This is a genomic window from Amycolatopsis sp. NPDC052450, from assembly GCF_044547565.1.
GTDB lineage: Bacteria > Actinomycetota > Actinomycetes > Mycobacteriales > Pseudonocardiaceae > Amycolatopsis.
The window spans coordinates 146,229-162,315 of the sequence record NZ_JBIUAQ010000004.1 but is presented as its reverse complement, the minus strand read 5'-3'; the positions used below and the strand labels follow the sequence as shown (position 1 = coordinate 162,315).

Genomic DNA, 16,087 nt, shown 5'->3' with positions numbered 1-16,087 from the left:
GGCAGCCTCACCCGGTCGCTGTCACCGGGAAGCATGCACTTGATCGTTCACCCGGTCCTGCGGGATTCATCCGCGCGCCAACGGGTAGCACAAAATGATAGGCACCTGCGTATAATAAGCAGGACGCAGCCATTTAGGGCTGAGGTGACGCGAGGAGCGAGCATGATCAGAGCCAAGTGGATCCCCGGTCAGGCCGCGGACTTCTCCGGAGAAGTGCTGGTCAGCGTCACCGCGTTGACACTCGACGACTTTCGGAGCACGCCGGGCGCCTACCGGGCGGGGTACCTGCTCAGCCGCGAATGGCCCCGGCTGCCCGGCGCGGTCGGCCAGTGGCTGTGGGCCGAACCGCTGCGCCGGCGCCTGGGATCGGTGTCGGTGTGGCGCGACCACGCAGGTATGCGCGGTTTCGTCGGGCTGCCTGCCCATGTGGCGATCATGCGTGAGTACCGCGAACTCGGTACCACCCGCGCGACCACCTGGAGCACCGATGACCTCGATTCGCGAGCCATCTGGCAACGGGCGGACCGCTGGTTGAGGGACGCCGGTTGAGAAAGCGAGGTTACCGCCGCTCCTTGTGGTGACGGACCACGGCGACGGGGCAGGGTGCGTGGTGCACCACGGCACGGCTGACCGATCCCAGAAGAGCACGCCGTAGCGGGCCGCGTCCGTGGCTGCCGACGACGAGCAGCGTGGCCCCCTCCGCCTGCTCCGAAAGCGCATGGGCGGGCCGGTCGATCGCGATCACCCGGCGGACGGGCACGTCCGGATACCGATCCCGATAGCCTGCCAGCGATTCGTCGAGCAGGGGCTTTCCTCGTTCCTGGATGATCTCCCTGTCGTGCTCGGTGGGATTGACCGCCATCGCTTCGAGGGGCAGGTCGGACCAGACGTGCAAGGCCACCAGCACGCAACCGTGCCGGGCGGCGAAGTCGTAGGCGAAACCGATGGCTTCGACGCTGGTCTCCGATCCATCGACGCCCACCACGACTTTTCTCTCCTCGTCCGCCGACGGTTCATCGCTGTCGCGCACCACCACGATCGGCCGACGGCAGTCGTGCAGGAGTTCGTTGGCCGTCGACCCGACCAGGAGCCTTGGCAGCGCGGTGAGCCCGGACGACCCGATGACCAGCAGTTCCGCGTTCGCCGCGGCATCGGCCAGCGCGTCGGGGGCGCGTCCGGACAGCAGCCGGGTCGAGACGGCCAGCTCCGGCCACTCCCGGCGGCATTCCCGCGCGACATCGCCGAGCAGCGTTTCCGCATGCCGCTGCACCGTTTCCTGACCGGCTTCGAGGAACCCCGGACGCGGCCACGCCCCGCCACCCGGCACCGCCTCGGCCATGGGCGGGAACCCGACGACATGGACGACGACCAGTCCGCGGCCGCGGGCGGCGGCCTCTCCCGCGGCCCAGCGCACGGCCTTCCGTGCTTGCTCGGAGCCGTCATGACCGACGACGACGGCTCCGTTGTCCACTGTGGATTCCGGTGTTGACATCGCTGCTCCCGTGGTGGTCGCTCCTCGTCAACCCATCCGGGTACCCACTCCGGCCACGACTCACACACGGCGCTTGGTCAACTCGCTCGGCGCGCGAGCACCTCGGAGCTCTCCTCCTCCGCCGCCCAGGCCGCGAGGCGAGGCGCCAGTTCGGTGTAGAGATCCGGCGAGAGCGCCATCCCGGTGTGCGTGGTGCGTACCTCGACGCACTCGGCGTACGGGTCCTGACACAGATGTCCCGGCGCGATCGCGTCCTCCGGCGAGTACACGGCCACGGCGGGCACCTGCAAGGCGGCGACGAGGTCCTTCTTGCTTCTGTCGAAGCAGGATCCGGTCAGGCAGTCCTCGGTCAGCAATCCCGGCAGGCCCACCTGCGAAAGCCGCGCCATGAACCGCGCTATGCGCAGGACCTTCGGATGAGCGCCGAGCGGGTCGAGCACCGGGCTGGCGAGGGTGATGAGACCGCGCACCAGATCGGGTCTCCGGACCGCCACGAGCCGCGCGAGCCCACCGCCACGGCTCTGCCCGAACAGCACCACGCGCCCACCGGTGGCCTCGGCGTGCTCTTCCAGCCTGCGCTCGATGCGCTTCACCAGATCGCTGGTACAGCCGATGTTCAGGCCGATCCGGGCGCCGGCCGGGCGATATCCCCGCTCCCGCAGCCAGGTCGCCGTCAGCACGAGGCTGGCGTCGCTGAAACCGAATCCGGGAACGAGCAGCACGCCGAGCCCTCGACCCTGATCGGGGTCCACGTCGCGCCACACCCGATGTCGTCGAAGCCGGGGAACCTCCAGGATCGCGACGACTACCTGTTCCCGGCACAGCACTCGCACCGACTCGGTCACGGCGGACAGGCGGGCGATGGGCACGGACGTCTCGGCGCGGCGGTTCATGACGACACTCCCAACTGGTCGTTTTCCCAGCCGAGTACCCCGAAGATTCCACTTCAGACATTCGGCCCGCGCGGTCAGGCCAGTGCCGTGATCAGCCCGATCGCCAGCGCCGTCCGGTCCGGGATGTGCGTCGCGAGGACGTGTTCGAAGCGCGCGTGAGCACCGCCGCCGACGGCGCCGAGCCCGTCGAGCACCGGGCGGCCCAGCGCGGACACGAAGTTACCGTCGCTCGCACCGCCCACGGCGGTCTCCTCCAGGTCCCAGCCCGCTTCGGCGGCGACCTTCCGCGCCGTCGCGAACAGCGCCCGCGATGGGTCGTTCGGCGTCATCGGCGGACGGTTCCACTCCCCTTCGACCGCGACCGTCACGCGAGGATCGGTGGCGGCCAGTCCGGCGAACACCTCGTCGATCCGGTCCATTTCGGACGGTTCGGCGACGCGGACGTCGACGCCGCAGACGGCGTTGCCCGCGGTGACGTTGCGACCGGTACCACCGGAAATGGTGCCGACGTTGACCGTGGTCCCGTGTTCGCGCGAGCCCGCGGAGGCGAGCCGCCCGACGACCTCGGCGAGGGCGTGGATCGCGCTCGCTCCCGCGTACGGGTCCAGGCCCGCATGAGCCTCGACGCCGGTGACGGTCACGTCGAACAGGCCGACCCCTTTGCGCGCGGTCTTCAGCTTGCCGTCCAGCGACGCCTCGAAAACGAGCGTGGCGAGCGCGCCTTCACTCGCCGCTTCGATGTACGGCCGCGAGTGGGGGCTGCCGATCTCCTCGTCGCCGTTGAAGAGGAATTTCACCGACGGATGCGGAAGGCCGAGTTCGCGGAGGCCGCGCAGAGCCCAGACCGACTGCACCAGCCCGAGTTTCATGTCGAAAGCGCCCGGCCCGGAGATGCGGCCGTCCTCGTCGGTGTACGGCCACTCTGCGAGCGTGCCGGTCGGCCAGACCGTGTCGTAGTGGCTCAGGAGCAGCACCGTTCCCGGCGCCGTACCCGCATAGCTCAGTTCGAGCACGTCGCCGCGGACCAGGTCGGTGTGCCGGGCCTCGGTATCCGGTGCGCCGAGGCGGTCGAAGACCCAGGACCGGATGGTGTCGAGTCCTTTGTCCAGCATCGGCTTGTCGTAGCTGTGGGTCTCCAGTTCGACGATCGTCCGCAGATCATCGAGCATGCCGGGCAGTGCCTGCCGGGACCAATCCTTGTGTGACAAGAGAATCCTTTCTAGCGAACGGGGGCGCCGGGGCCGAGCGGGATGCCGAACACCCAGAACACGAAGAACAGCAACGTCCACACCACCAGCAGAGAGAACGCGAGCGGGACGGTCATCGAGAAGAGCGTGCCGATACCGGCCGACCGGCGGTAGCGCTGCAAGAAGCCCAGCGCCATCACGAAGTACGGGCTCATCGGGGTGATCGCGTTCGTGCACGAATCCGCGATGCGGTACAGCGCCTGCGTGGTCTCCGGCGGGATGTCCAGCAGCATCAGCATCGGCACGAACACCGGGCCGATCAGCGCCCATTGTGCGGAACCGCTGGTGACGATCAGGTTCACCAGGGTTCACCACGACGAGAATGCCCAGCATGATGACCGGTCCGGAGACGCCGGAGGTTTTGAGCAGCCCGGCGCCGTTGATCGCGGTGATCTCCCCGATGCCGGTCCATTTGAAGTAGGCCAGGAACTGGGAGATGGCGAAGAACAGCACCAGGATCGGCGCCATCTCGCGGAATCCGTGGGCCATGAACCCCGGGATGTCGCGGCTGCTGGTCACCGTCCCGGCGACCTTGCCGTAGGCCCAGCCCGCGGCCAGGAAGCCGAGCGCGAGGAAGATCGAGATGGAGGTCAGCAGCGGCGACTCGATGATGCTCCCGCCCTTGCCGCGTAACGGCGACGACGAGGGCAGCACCGCCAGTACCAAGGCGACCACGAAGACGGCCAGCGCGATGAGCGCGGCGAGGAGGCCCCGCCGCTCCTCACGGCTGAGCCGGAGTGAGCCGAGATCGTCTTCCTCCGCGTCGTCGTCGACGGGCATAGCCTCGGCGCGTCGCGCGAGGACCTTCTCGGTCACGAGGGTGATCACCGCGGCCAGCACGACCGACGAGGCGAGTGAGAAGAAGTAGTTGGCCAGCGGGGTGACCGAGTAGGCCGGATCGATCGTCTGCGCCGCCGCCGTGGTCAGCCCCGACAGGATGGCGTCGGTCGGCGTGATCAGCGGACTGGCGTCGTAACCGGCGGAGATGGACACGAACGCGACGACGATGCCCAGGATCGGGCTGCGCCCCACCGCGCGGAAAGCCAGTGCTCCCAGCGGAATCAGCACCACGTAGGCCGCGTCGGAGGCGACGTGGGACACCATTCCGGTGAACGCGAGCGCGAACGTCACCCACCGCGGCGACACCTTCGAAACGCCGGACCGGAGCACGGCCGCGAGCAGACCGGACCGCTCGGCGACCGCCACGCCGAGCATCACGACGAGGATCGTGCCCAGCGGCGGGAACGACGTGTAGCTCTTGACCGCGTCGGTCACCATCATCCGCACGCCGTCGGCGGACAACAGGTTCTTCGCCTCGACCGTCTTGCCCGTGGCCGGGTTCACCGCCGACACCCCGGCCGCGCTGAGCCCCCAGCTGGCCAGCGCCAGCACTCCGCTCAGGAGGACGAACAGCCAGAACGGATGCGGCAGCTTGTTGCCGAGCCGCTCGACGCCGTCGAGCGCGCGCAGCAGGAGGTTCATCGGACGTGAAGTGGTTCTGGCCTGGTTGGAACTCACCGGCGCGGCTCCTTTCGCGATCGGAGGCCCATTACAAACTCAAGCGACCGAATAGTGCAACCTTGAAGGCAAGATCGCTTGAATCAGTCACTTGAGCGCACTCATTGACTGATACATTCAACGCATGCTGACCGAACCCGACCTCGATCTGATCGCGGCGCTCCAGGTCGCCCCACGCGCTTCGGTCGCCGCGCTCGCCGAGGCGCTCGACGTTTCGGCCAGCACGGTGGGGCGACGGCTGACCCGCCTCGAGGAACAGCGGATCCTCCGGGTGATCGGCCAGGTCGAGTGGAGGGCGAGGGCTCGCGGGAACCCGCGGCACGTCTGGGTCACGACCGAACCGGGCGCCTCCGGGTCGGCGGCGAAGGCGCTCGCACGGTTTCCCGAGGTCCAGCTCGCGGCGGAGACGGCGGGGCGGTCGGACGTCTACCTGGCCGTGCACGTCCCGGACCGCGCTCAGGCGCGCGAACTGCTCGCCGAGCGCATCCCCGGGGTGGCCGGCGTGGCCGGGACGCACTCGGAGCTGGTGCTGCGGGCGCTGACCAGGGCCGACTCCTGGCGGTTGCACCGGTTGAGCGAAGAACAGCAGGAGATCCTCGCCCGCGAACAGGTGGTACCGGGCACGCCGGACGGATTCGACGCCGACGAAGTGGGCCCGGACGAGCGGCGGCTCATCGGGTTGCTGGCAGGCAACGGCCGGATCACCGCGGCCGAAGCGGGCCGGATCCTCGACCTCAGCCAGTCCACCGCCTACCGGCTGATCCAATCGACGCTGCGACGCGGCATCGTCCGGCCGCGGGTCGAGGTCGAACCCGCGCAGCTCGGCTACGAACTGGAAGCGGTCATCGCGCTGACCATCACCCCCGGTGCCATCCAGGCCGTGGCCGGTGAACTGGCGCGGCATCCGTCGGCGCGGTACGTGTCGATCGTCGCCGGCACCGCTTCGGTCATCCACCAAGGCGTGTTCCGCAACGAGGACGAGATGGCCGACTTCCTCACCCGCGACCTCGCACCCTTACCCGGGATCACCGCACTCCAGGTCTCGGTGGTGCTGCGCATGCTGCGCCGGTACTGGCTGTACCGGGAGGACGGCCGATTCGCCCCGGACAGCGACTGAACCCGGCTCAGCCGGCGGCCGTGGTGACCGACGGCGACGAGGCAAAGGGGACCAGCAGGCGAGGCGCGCCGCTGCCGTCGGCAGGCACGGACCAGATGTCGCTTTCCTTCCCGTTCTCGCGCGGCAGGCCGTAGGCGATCGTGTCGTTGTCGAGCCAGACCACCTGGTCGTCCACACTGCGCGTTTCGGCGAGCGGGATCTCCCGCATCGTGGCCAGGTCCAGCACGTGTTCCCGCCAGGGCCGGACGTCGCCGCCCGCCACCCGCTTCTTGAAGGCGAGCTTCGTGCCGTCCGGCGACAGCGACGGGCATTCCGCGTTTTCCCGCAGCGTGCGTGCGTTCCATGCCTCGTTGTCGCCCTGCACCAGGTAGGTCCGCCCGCCGGTGGCGACCGTGGCGTAGAACGTCCGCTGGTCGGCGGCGAATGTGACGCCCCAGTAGTTGACGTCCTCGCCGCGGTGGACCGCGTCCCCGATCCGCAGCGGGATGCCCTCGATATTGCTCGAAAGCTCGTTCCGTTCGCGATCCATGATGGCCGTACGTGTCGAGAAGGTGCCGGGCGTCGAGTACGAGTCACCGGTGACGAAGGTGGTCCAGCTCCCCATCCGGCCTGCGGGCGAAAGCTTCGCGCGGTTGGGGATGCCGGGGACGTCGACACGTTTGACCTCGCCGAGCGCGGTGTCGACGAACCTGGCGACCGCGCCGGGCATGGGCGTGGGTTCCTTCGCCAGGCACAGTCCGCCGTCCGCCGCGGTGTAGAACCGCTCGCAACTCAGCGAACTGACCCGGCGCGGACCCCCGGGATCGGAGACGGGGACCGAGGCGACGTTCCCGTAGCCGGGCCCCGCCGCACCGTTGCGGAACAGCAGCCGCCCCGGCTCCCCCAGTACGACCGGCCGTGCGGAATCCACCGCGACCGTCGCCTCGGCCGTCCGCCGTTCAGGGCTGTTCGCCTTGGCCTGCACGACGTACACCACCGAGGCGGCGGCGAGGGCGGCGACACCCGCCAGCGCCACGACGAACTTCATCGGGAGCTTCACCCGGTCTCCTTTCCCCGTCACCGGCAGTGGAACGGGCCCGCCTTGTCGAGCAGTTCCCCGTTGGTGCCGATGATCTCCCAGGAATAGGTCTTTCCCTTGAGTACCAGCTTCATGACTCCGTGCTTGCCCAGGATCTTCTCGACGCCTTCACGGGCTTTGTAATCGAGGTAAAGACTGTCGCCGCCGATACCGGCGATGACCGAGCGCACACCGTGGGCCTCGTCGACGTGCCCGTTGACGTCCAGCGGCTTGGTCCGCTCGTAATGGTGATCGTGCCCGGCGAACACGACATCCGCCTTCGCCCTGGCCAACTCGTTCCACAAGGGCGCGATGCTCTTCGCGTCTCCGGAATTCCCCGAATTGAAGCGCGGATGGTGCCAATACCCGGCGATGCAGGACTTCTTGGTCTTCGCGAGGTCCTTGCGCAGCCACGCCACCTGCTCTGCGCCGCCACCGTTGTACACCGGGTCCGAATCGAGCGCGACGAAATGGAAGGAGCCGACGTCGAAACTGTAGTACGGCTTCCCCTTGGGTGTCGCGATCCTCCCGAAGTACTGTTTGTACCCCGCCAGCTCGTTGTTCCACTCGTGGTTACCCGGCGTGGGTTTGGTGATGCGCTTGAACTTGCCCCACGTCTTGTCGTAGTAGTTCCGGAACTCTTCGATGGTGCCGTCGACGTATTGGTTGTCGCCGACTGTCAGCACGTACCGGGGCTTGATCCTGCTCACCAGCTCCGCCGTCCGCTGATGCTCGGACGGCAGCTCCGGCTTGGCGATGTCGCCGGCGAGCGCGATGACGATGCCATCGGACGCCGACGGCCTGGTGGCCGCCTTCACCGGCACGGTCGACCCGGACAGGTTCCCGGCCGCGTCCCGTGCCCGCACCGCGTACTGGAAGTCGAAGCCCGACGCCAGCGACGTGTCGGTGTAGGAAGTCGTCGCGGTCCGGCCGATGACGTTGCCGTTGCGCAGGACTTCGTACTCGGTGACCCCCACGTTGTCGGTGGAGGCGGTCCAGCCGAGCGTGATGCTCTCGGTGGTGGACGACGCCTGCCGGAGCGCGGTCGGCACCGACGGCGGCTGGATGTCACCGTCGCCCGTCCGGACGCCGTAGACCTCCAGCTCCCACAGCGAGTATCCGTAAACGGTCGCCCGCGCCGTGCCGAAGATCCGGACGTGCCGCGCGGAGGTGTTCAGGCCGGCGAACTCGTCGAGGCCGCCGTCGCTGCCCACGACGATCTTCACGTCCCGCCAGTTCTGGCCGTCGTCGGACGCCTGGACCTGGTAGTCCTTCGCGTGGGCCGATTCCCAGAAGACCTTGATCCGGCTGATGTCCGCGGGACCGCCGAGGTCGACCGCGATCCACTGTGGATCACCCTCCAGACTCGCCCAGCGGGTCGTCGAATCGCCGTCGACGGCGAGAGCACCACTGAAGCTCTCGTTTTCGACGGTGGAAGTCGTGGTCCGTTTGTTGACCGACAGCAGGGATTCCACCGGTCCGGCCGTGGCGCCGGAAGCGGTCACGGGTTGAGCGAGCAGGACGATCGCCGCGATCGCGGCGACGCCCGGCTTCACCATTCGATTCACCTGTACTCCTGGATGGACCTACGTCTTCGTGGACAACACACCGGGTCCGGTGCCGCGTACGGCACCGGACCACGGCCGTCAGCGGCAGGTGTACGGACCCGCCTTGTCGAGCACCTTCCCGGCGGTGTCGTAAATCTCCCAGGAGTAGGACTTCCCGTTCAGCACCAGCTTCATCACGCCGTGCTTGGCCAGGATCTTTTCCACCCCTTCACGCGCCCTGTAGTCGGTGTAGAGGTAGTCGCCGCCGATGCCGGCGATGACCGAACGCACGCCGTTGGCCTCGTCGACATGCCCGTTGACGTCCAGCGGCTTGGTCCGCTCGTAGTGATGGTCGTGCCCGGCGAACACGACGTCCGCCTTCGCATTGGCCAGCTCATTCCACAGCGGCGCCATCTGCTTCTTGTCGCCGGAATTCCCCGAATTGAAGCGCGGGTGGTGCCAGTACCCGATGACGCACGACTTCGTGTTCTTCGCCAGGTCGTTGCGCAGCCAGGTCACCTGTTCGGAACCGCCGCCGGTGTAGATCGGATTCGAGTCCATCGCGACGAAGTGGAAGTCGCCGATGTCGTAGCTGTAGTACGGCAGGCCCTGCGGGTACGCGATCGCACCGAAGTACTCCTTGTACCCACGGAGCTGGTCGTCCCACTCGTGGTTGCCCGTCGTGGGCTTGGTGATGCTCTTGAACTTGCCCCACGTTTTGTCGTAGTGCGCGCGGTACTCGGAAATGGTGCCCTTGTGGTACTGGTTGTCGCCCACGGTCAGCACGTACTGCGGGTTCATCTTGGCGACCTGGTTCGCGGTCGCCTGATGCGTCGAGAAGAGCTCCGGGTTGGCGATGTCTCCCGCGAGCGCGATGGTGATGGGTCCGGTGCCGCCGGGTTTGGTCGCCGCCCTGATCGCCGCACTCGCCGCGGAGACGTTGCCCGCCGCGTCCCGTGCCCGCACGGAATAGCCGAATTCCGCGCCGGACGCGAGCCCGCTGTCGGTGTAGGTGGTCGTCGCCGTGGTCCCGACGACGTTCCCGTCGCGAAGCACCTCGTACTCGGTGACCCCGACGTTGTCGGTGGACGCCGTCCAGCCGAGGGTGACGCTGTCGGTGGTGGTGGCCGTCGCGGCGAGGCCGGTCGGCGCCGTCGGAGCCTGCGTGTCACCGCCGCCGACCCGGTCGCCGTAGATTTCGAGCTCCCACAACGAATAGCCGTAGGTCGTGCCGCGAGCCGTCCCGTGGACGCGGATGTGGCGCGCGGAGGCGTTGAGGCCGAGGTGTTCGTCGATGGCACCGTCGCCGCCGACGATCGACTTGATGTCCGTCCAGGTCTTGCCGTCGGCCGAGCCCTGGATCTTGTAGGTCTTGGCGTACGCGGCTTCCCAGTTCAGTTTGACCTTGGTGACGGTCGCGGTGCCCCCGAGGTCGACGGCGATCCATTGCGGATCCACCATCTCCTCGCTCGCCCACCGGGTCGTGGCGTTGCCGTCGACGGCGTTGCCACCGGCGAAGTCAGGGCCCTCGACCGACGAGGTCGTGGTCGGTTTACCGGCGGACAGCAGGGATTCCGCCTGCGCGGCGGTACCGGACGAGATCAGCGTCTGCCCCAGCAGGACCAGGGTCGCCACCGCGACACCGGCCAGGGGTGTTCTCCGTTTCATGCGAACTCCTCGACGTTGCGGAGTCGGCGAGTACCGGCGGTGGGCGGCGTCGTGTCGGCCGGAGTCGTCCTGACATTAGTTAAGTAAGTTTCCTAACGATCGCAGTGTAAAAGGTTCTTAAACTCACAGTCAACGGGTGAGCGCCCGGTGGCAGGCACCATTTGGTGGCAAGGTCGCGTCCATGGTGACGCTGGATCGGCTCGTGAACGTCCTCGGTGGCTACGGGGCGCGGTTGTGGTGCTGCCCGGTATCGCGCGAGGCGGCCTTGCGCGACGTGGTGATGCACGACGCCGCCGACCCCCGCGACCTGCGCGGGGACGTGTACCTCGCCGTCGGCACGGACTCCGTCACGACGGCCGTGGACCTCGCCGCCGCGGCGCGGGCGTCGGTCGTCCTGGTCCGCGGATCGGCGCCGCCGGATCCGGAGGCGGCCGAGCGGGCGGAACGTGGCGGTGTCGCGGTGCTGCTGGTGGAGCCGGACGTGTCCTGGGGCCAGCTCGCCGGCGTGGTCTACGGGCTGGTGCTGGAAGGTCGCGAGACCGAGTCCGGCCGCGGGCCGACCGACCTGTTCGCGCTGGCCGACAGCCTCGCCGACGCGCTCGGCAGCGCGGTGACCATCGAAGACCGGCTCTCCCGGGTCTTGGCCTACTCCAGCCGCCAGCACCAGGCCGACCGGGCGCGGCTGGAGACGATCCTGGGCAGGAAGGTCCCGGAGCCGGTCCGCGAGCTGTTCGAGCGGCGCGGCGTGTTCCGGCATCTCGCCGAGTCCGACGAGCCGCTGTTCGTCGAAGCCGATCCCGAGCACGGGCTGACCGGGCGCATGGTCGTCGCGGTCCGCGCGGGCCGGGAAGCGCTGGGCTCGATCTGGGTGGAATGCGACCGGCCGCTGACCGACACCCGGCGTGCGGTCCTGCGGGACAGCTCGCGCACGGTCGGCTTGCATCTGCTGCGCTCCCGGGCGAGCGCGGATCTGGAACGGCAGGTCGAGTCCGATCTGGTGATCCGGCTGGTGGAGGGCACGCCGGACGCGGCGGCGGTGCTCAGCAGGCTCGGCCTGCCTCCCGGCCGATTCCGCGTGATCGCACTCCAGGCCCACATCGGCGACGAACGCCACGCCGCGCTCCTGCTCGCGTTCGAGCGGGCGACCACCGGTTTCGGCTGGTCACGGCCTGGGCGCAGCACGTTGTTCAGCAACACCGTCTACACCGTCCTGCCAGGCGACGACGTCGAGGCGGCCAGGACGTGGGTCGGTTCGATCCGGGAGGCACTGCCCCGCCAGGTGACGATGCTGGCCGGGATCGGAGCCGGCGCGACGTCCGTGGAGCTGCCTGCGAGCAGGCGGGAAGCCGACGAGTGCCTCGCACTGCACGACGTCCGGCCCGGCACGAAGTCCGCAATCGCCTACGACGAGGCATGGGACGACATCCTGGTGCAACGGCTGCGAGCCGCCGCCGCGTCCGGCCGGGCACCGGCCCGCGGCCCGATCACCGAGTTGCGACGGCACGACACCGCGAACGCCACCAATTACGTCGCGACGCTGCGCGCCTGGCTCGAGGCGCAGGGAGACCTCGCCGAAGCCGCCGAGCGGCTCGACGTGCACCCCAACACGATCCGCTACCGGCTGCGGAAGATGGCCGAGGTGACCGAACTCCGGCTCGACCAGCCCGCGAAACGGCTGGCGATGATCATCGAGCTGGCCGTGTCCGAACCTGGCACTTGACCGTTCCGGCCAAAGCCGCCCGCCCTGTTTGTCGGATCCGGACAATCGCCGCGTTCCGTTTCCGAGCCATCCTGACCGCGACAGCACCACTCGTGCAGCGGAGGAATTCATGGGCGATCTCGACCGGATCGACGGCGTCCCGCGTTCGGCGATCGTGATCGGCGCCGGCGTGGTCGGCCTGTCGACCGCGTGGTTCCTGCAGGAACGCGGCGTCGGCGTCACGGTGCTGGACCGCGAAGGCATCGCGGCCGGCGCGTCGTGGGGCAACGCCGGCTGGCTCTCCCCCGGGCTCTCGATCCCCCTCAACGAACCCGGCGTCCTTCGCTACGGACTGCGGACGCTGCTCGACCGGCAGGCACCGCTGCACGTTCCGCCGTCCCCCGATCCGCGGCTGTGGTCGTTCCTCGCCCGCTTCGCCGCGAACTGCACCGGACGCTCCTGGACTCGCGCTGTCGAGGCGAACTCACCACTGAACGAGGAATGCCTCGAGGCCTTCGACGTCCTCACCGCGAACGGGGTGGACGCGCCGACCATCGAAGCGCCGATCACGGCGGCGTTCGAGACCACGGACCAGGCCGCGGGGCTGATCACCGAACTGCGGCACATCGGCGAGACCGGACAGGACATCTCCTACACCCGGCTCACCGCGGCCGACCTCGCCGAACGATTCCCCCAGGCCACGGCGAGGCTCGGCGCCGGTGTCCGGATCGACGGGCAGCGCTACGTGGACCCGGGCCGATTCGTCGAGTCGCTGGCGCGGGCGGTGGTCGGCCGGGGCGGCACGATCCGTCACCGGTTCGAAGTCGCGTCCCTGCGCGCACACCGCCACGCGCTGAGCGTGCGCTCCAAGACGGGCCAGACGGTGAACGCCAACGCGGTCGTGCTGGCGACCGGGGCCTGGCTGGGAGATCTCGGCCGGAAGTGGGGAGTGAAGGTTCCTGTGCGCGCCGGACGCGGCTACTCCTTCACCGTGCCGACCGACCATCCCGTACCCGGTCCGCTCTACCTGCCCGACATCCGCGTGGCGTGCACGCCGTACCGGGGCGGCCTCCGCGTGGCCGGGACGATGGAGTTCCGGAAACCGGACGCACCACTGGATCCCGCCAGGATCGACGCGATCATCGCCTCGGCGCGACCGTTCCTCACCGGCCTGGACTGGGACCGGCGCACCGACGAATGGGTCGGCTCCCGCCCGGTCACCACCGACGGACGGCCCGTGATCGGCGCGACGAGCACCCCCGGCCTCTACGTCGCGGGCGGACACGGGATGTGGGGACTGACCCACGGCCCGATCACCGGACGCCTCCTGGCCGAGCACATCACCACCGGAAAGCAGCCCGAGGCCCTGCGCCCCTTCGATCCCCTTCGCTGATTTCGGATGACGATGCTTCCAGACAACGAAACCCCACCGGCCGAACAGTCCGAAATGGACCGGCTCCGCGCCGAGAACGCCCTGCTGCGCACCGAGAAGGACCTTCTGCTGAAGGCCGCGATCGGGTTCGCCACCGACGCGGGCGCCTTCCAGCGGCGGCACGACAAGCCAGAGACCCGCTGACCGACGCGGGACTCACCGAAGGTCTGTGGGGGCCGGATCCTTTCCGCGCCCGGCCCCCACAGACGTAACGAACGAAAGGCGATCATCACCATGACCATCGTCTCGTCAGGCCCCTGGCTCACCCCCGAAGCGCACGCGCGCCTGGTGCGCGAACTCGCGACGTTGCGGCGCCCCGGCACCGACGACGAGATCGAGCACCTCCTCCACCGGCAGGCACGAATCCGGCAGATCGAGGACATGCTGCGCGGCGCCGTCGTCGGACAGGACCCTCCCGACGACGGCATCGCCGAGCCCGGCATGGTGCTCACCGTCGAGTACGACGACGGCGACACCGAAACCTTCCTACTCGGCACTCGCGACGAGGCAGGACACGGCGCACTCGAGGTCTACTCCCCCGATTCCCCGCTCGGCCGCGCACTGCACGGCGCGAAACCGGGCGACCGGCGGGAGTATCGCGTGCCCAGCGGCGGAGCCGTGGGCGTCACGCTTCTCGACGCCAAGCCTTACAGCCGCCACCGGGAGGGCTCTCACTGACGGTTCGGCACCGTCTCGGCTCGCGGCTCCTGCTTGCTTTCGGGTAATCGCCTTTTCGCAACCAATCACCCGTCAGTGGTAAATGAGCTGGTTCATTGTTGCTTAAAATTACGAACGAATGTTCGATTGTTTGCGGTATTGTTGAGGGGTGTCCGAGACTTTCCTTCCCGAGTTGCCGCAGGAACTGTGGCGCGCCGGCAAGCTGGAGCTTGCCCATGGCGTGCAGCAGTCCTTGCAGGTGATCAGGATGGCCACCGCCGGACTGGGTCAGTACCTGGCGGAGATCGAGTCTCGGGGCGTCAAGGACCTGTACGGCTATGGCCGTACGGCCAACTGGTTCGCCGATATAGCGGGACTATCAGTCGGTGAGGCTTGCGCGGTGGTGAACCGGGCCCTCGCGTTGAACCCGACGTGCGCTTTGGATGGCACCGAGGTTCCCGCGGTCGCGCCCGCTACCGCTGCGGTGGCTGCCGAAGGTCTGGTCGGGGATGAGCGGATCGATCAGATCTTGAAGTTCTTGAAGAGGCTCCCGGCCGATACCTCGGTTGAGGATCGGGCCGGTGCAGAGAAGATCTTGGCCAACCTCGCCCCGAGTGCTGGTCCCCGGCAGCTCGCGGAAGCCGAGGCGAACCTGCTCGCGTTGCTGGATCCCGACGGCAACGAACCGAAAGATCCCGAACCCGCTCAGCCGCGCCGGGAAATCACCCTGGAACGGCGCAAAGACGGCTTCTGGAAACTCACCGGCCTCCTCGATGACGAAACCGGTGCCCGCACCGCCGCCGCCCTAGATGCCTACGCCCAGCCGCGCCCAGTCGACGAGTTCGGCCAAGCCGATCTGCGAATGAAATGCGAACGCATGGGAGATGCCTGGGTCGACATCCTCGACCTCGCCGTCGCCTGCCCCGACCAGCCCGGTACCAACGGCTACCGCACCCTCGTGCACGTCACCATCGGCCTTGACGAGCTGAAGACCGGCCTCGGGACCGCGTGCCTCGACTATGTCGGAACCATGACCGCCCGCGAAGCCCGCCTCGCCGCCTGCGACTGCCTCATGCTTCCCGTGGTGATGAGCGCCGCTGGTGAGCCCCTCGATGTGGGGCGGCTGCGGCGGTTCGTCACCCCTGGTCAACGCCGTGCGTTGAACATCCGGGATGGGGGTTGCGCGTTCCCTGGGTGTGATCGGCGGCCGAAGAACTGTCACGCTCACCATATTCGTCACTGGGCAGACGGCGGACCTACGGATCTCCGGAACTTGGTGCTGCTGTGCGGTTTTCATCACCGGTTGATCCATCATGGTGATTGGGAAGTCCGGATGGCCGCCGATGGGATACCGGAGTTCATCCCACCCCAATACCGGGACCCGCTCCGACAACCCCGCCGCAACACCCTCCACCGCACCGCCGCTTGATCAGAGGAGCCCGCCAGCCAGCTACATCGGCGACGGGCCCCTCGCCATGCCCAGCTCGAAGTACGTGAAGGCCCCCTTCACTGCGTCTAGTGTCCCGAGGCGGAAGTTCGTGTGGTGTTTCGGTGTGGTGCCGGAGGATCTTGTTGTTGCTTCGCGCGGTGAAGATGCTGTCGCCTGAGGCCGGGAGCATTCCGCTGACTTCATGGTGTCGGGTCGCGGGGATTCGCTTGTGGACTGTGGGGTGACCGTGTCGCGAAAGCCACTTTCGCGACCCCAGACCGCGCGGAAAGCGCGGTGCGCCGGGCACCCCGGCACCCCCGCGCCCGGCCGC

13 protein-coding genes and 1 pseudogene are annotated in these 16,087 nt (G+C 68.3%); 7 read left to right on the top strand and 7 right to left on the bottom strand.

The features are described from left to right. Nucleotides 1-162 precede the first annotated feature (162 nt). Nucleotides 163-549 carry a hypothetical protein gene (locus ACIHAO_RS09770; protein ID WP_396556310.1) on the top strand — a complete coding sequence of 129 codons (387 nt, stop codon included), beginning with the start codon at nucleotides 163-165 and terminating at the stop codon, nucleotides 547-549. Nucleotides 550-559: 10 nt separating this feature from the next. Here the strand turns inward: ACIHAO_RS09770 and ACIHAO_RS09765 are convergent, their stop codons facing one another. The 4 genes and pseudogenes from ACIHAO_RS09765 to ACIHAO_RS09750 form a co-directional block, all read right to left on the bottom strand. After that, on the bottom strand, nucleotides 560-1,492 hold the full coding sequence (locus ACIHAO_RS09765) for a universal stress protein (protein ID WP_396556308.1): 933 nt from the start codon (nucleotides 1,490-1,492) through the stop codon (nucleotides 560-562). 77 nt (nucleotides 1,493-1,569) lie between these two features. Further along, nucleotides 1,570-2,385, bottom strand: coding sequence for an esterase/lipase family protein (locus ACIHAO_RS09760; RefSeq protein ID WP_396556306.1), 816 nt, complete (start codon nucleotides 2,383-2,385; stop codon nucleotides 1,570-1,572). Between the two features lie 74 nt (nucleotides 2,386-2,459). Then, nucleotides 2,460-3,554 carry a M20 family metallopeptidase gene (locus tag ACIHAO_RS09755; protein WP_396556656.1) on the bottom strand — a complete coding sequence of 365 codons (1,095 nt, stop codon included), beginning with the start codon at nucleotides 3,552-3,554 and terminating at the stop codon, nucleotides 2,460-2,462. 50 nt (nucleotides 3,555-3,604) lie between these two features. Continuing rightward, nucleotides 3,605-5,114 (bottom strand): annotated as a pseudogene (locus tag ACIHAO_RS09750) (AbgT family transporter). 160 nt (nucleotides 5,115-5,274) lie between these two features. On the opposite strand from ACIHAO_RS09750, the gene ACIHAO_RS09745 reads away from it, so the two are divergent. After that, entirely contained in the window at nucleotides 5,275-6,267 is a 993-nt protein-coding gene (locus tag ACIHAO_RS09745; RefSeq protein WP_396556304.1) for an Lrp/AsnC family transcriptional regulator, read from the top strand. A gap of 7 nt (nucleotides 6,268-6,274) precedes the next feature. Here the strand turns inward: ACIHAO_RS09745 and ACIHAO_RS09740 are convergent, their stop codons facing one another. From ACIHAO_RS09740 to ACIHAO_RS09730, 3 genes are all read right to left on the bottom strand, one after another. Beyond that, on the bottom strand, nucleotides 6,275-7,306 hold the full coding sequence (locus ACIHAO_RS09740; protein WP_396556302.1) for a hypothetical protein: 1,032 nt from the start codon (nucleotides 7,304-7,306) through the stop codon (nucleotides 6,275-6,277). 17 nt (nucleotides 7,307-7,323) lie between these two features. Continuing rightward, nucleotides 7,324-8,883 carry a discoidin domain-containing protein gene (locus tag ACIHAO_RS09735; RefSeq protein WP_396556654.1) on the bottom strand — a complete coding sequence of 520 codons (1,560 nt, stop codon included), beginning with the start codon at nucleotides 8,881-8,883 and terminating at the stop codon, nucleotides 7,324-7,326. A gap of 87 nt (nucleotides 8,884-8,970) precedes the next feature. Next, complete coding sequence (locus ACIHAO_RS09730; RefSeq protein WP_396556300.1) at nucleotides 8,971-10,539, bottom strand: discoidin domain-containing protein; 1,569 nt, start codon at nucleotides 10,537-10,539, stop codon at nucleotides 8,971-8,973. 181 nt (nucleotides 10,540-10,720) lie between these two features. Between ACIHAO_RS09730 and ACIHAO_RS09725 the strand changes: the two genes are divergently transcribed. The 5 genes from ACIHAO_RS09725 (at nucleotide 10,721) to ACIHAO_RS09705 (ending at nucleotide 15,756) form a co-directional block, all read left to right on the top strand. Continuing rightward, the gene (locus ACIHAO_RS09725; protein WP_396556298.1) at nucleotides 10,721-12,259 is read left to right on the top strand and encodes a PucR family transcriptional regulator; all 1,539 of its coding nucleotides are present in this window, start codon (nucleotides 10,721-10,723) and stop codon (nucleotides 12,257-12,259) included. A 109-nt stretch (nucleotides 12,260-12,368) separates the two neighbouring features. After that, complete coding sequence (locus ACIHAO_RS09720) at nucleotides 12,369-13,631, top strand: NAD(P)/FAD-dependent oxidoreductase (RefSeq protein ID WP_396556296.1); 1,263 nt, start codon at nucleotides 12,369-12,371, stop codon at nucleotides 13,629-13,631. Between the two features lie 6 nt (nucleotides 13,632-13,637). Next, nucleotides 13,638-13,814, top strand: a complete 177-nt coding sequence (locus ACIHAO_RS09715) for a hypothetical protein (RefSeq protein ID WP_396556294.1) — start codon at nucleotides 13,638-13,640, stop codon at nucleotides 13,812-13,814. Between the two features lie 90 nt (nucleotides 13,815-13,904). Beyond that, nucleotides 13,905-14,348, top strand: a complete 444-nt coding sequence (locus tag ACIHAO_RS09710) for a GreA/GreB family elongation factor (protein WP_396556292.1) — start codon at nucleotides 13,905-13,907, stop codon at nucleotides 14,346-14,348. A 148-nt stretch (nucleotides 14,349-14,496) separates the two neighbouring features. Beyond that, complete coding sequence (locus tag ACIHAO_RS09705) at nucleotides 14,497-15,756, top strand: DUF222 domain-containing protein (protein WP_396556290.1); 1,260 nt, start codon at nucleotides 14,497-14,499, stop codon at nucleotides 15,754-15,756. Nucleotides 15,757-16,087: the final 331 nt, after the last annotated feature.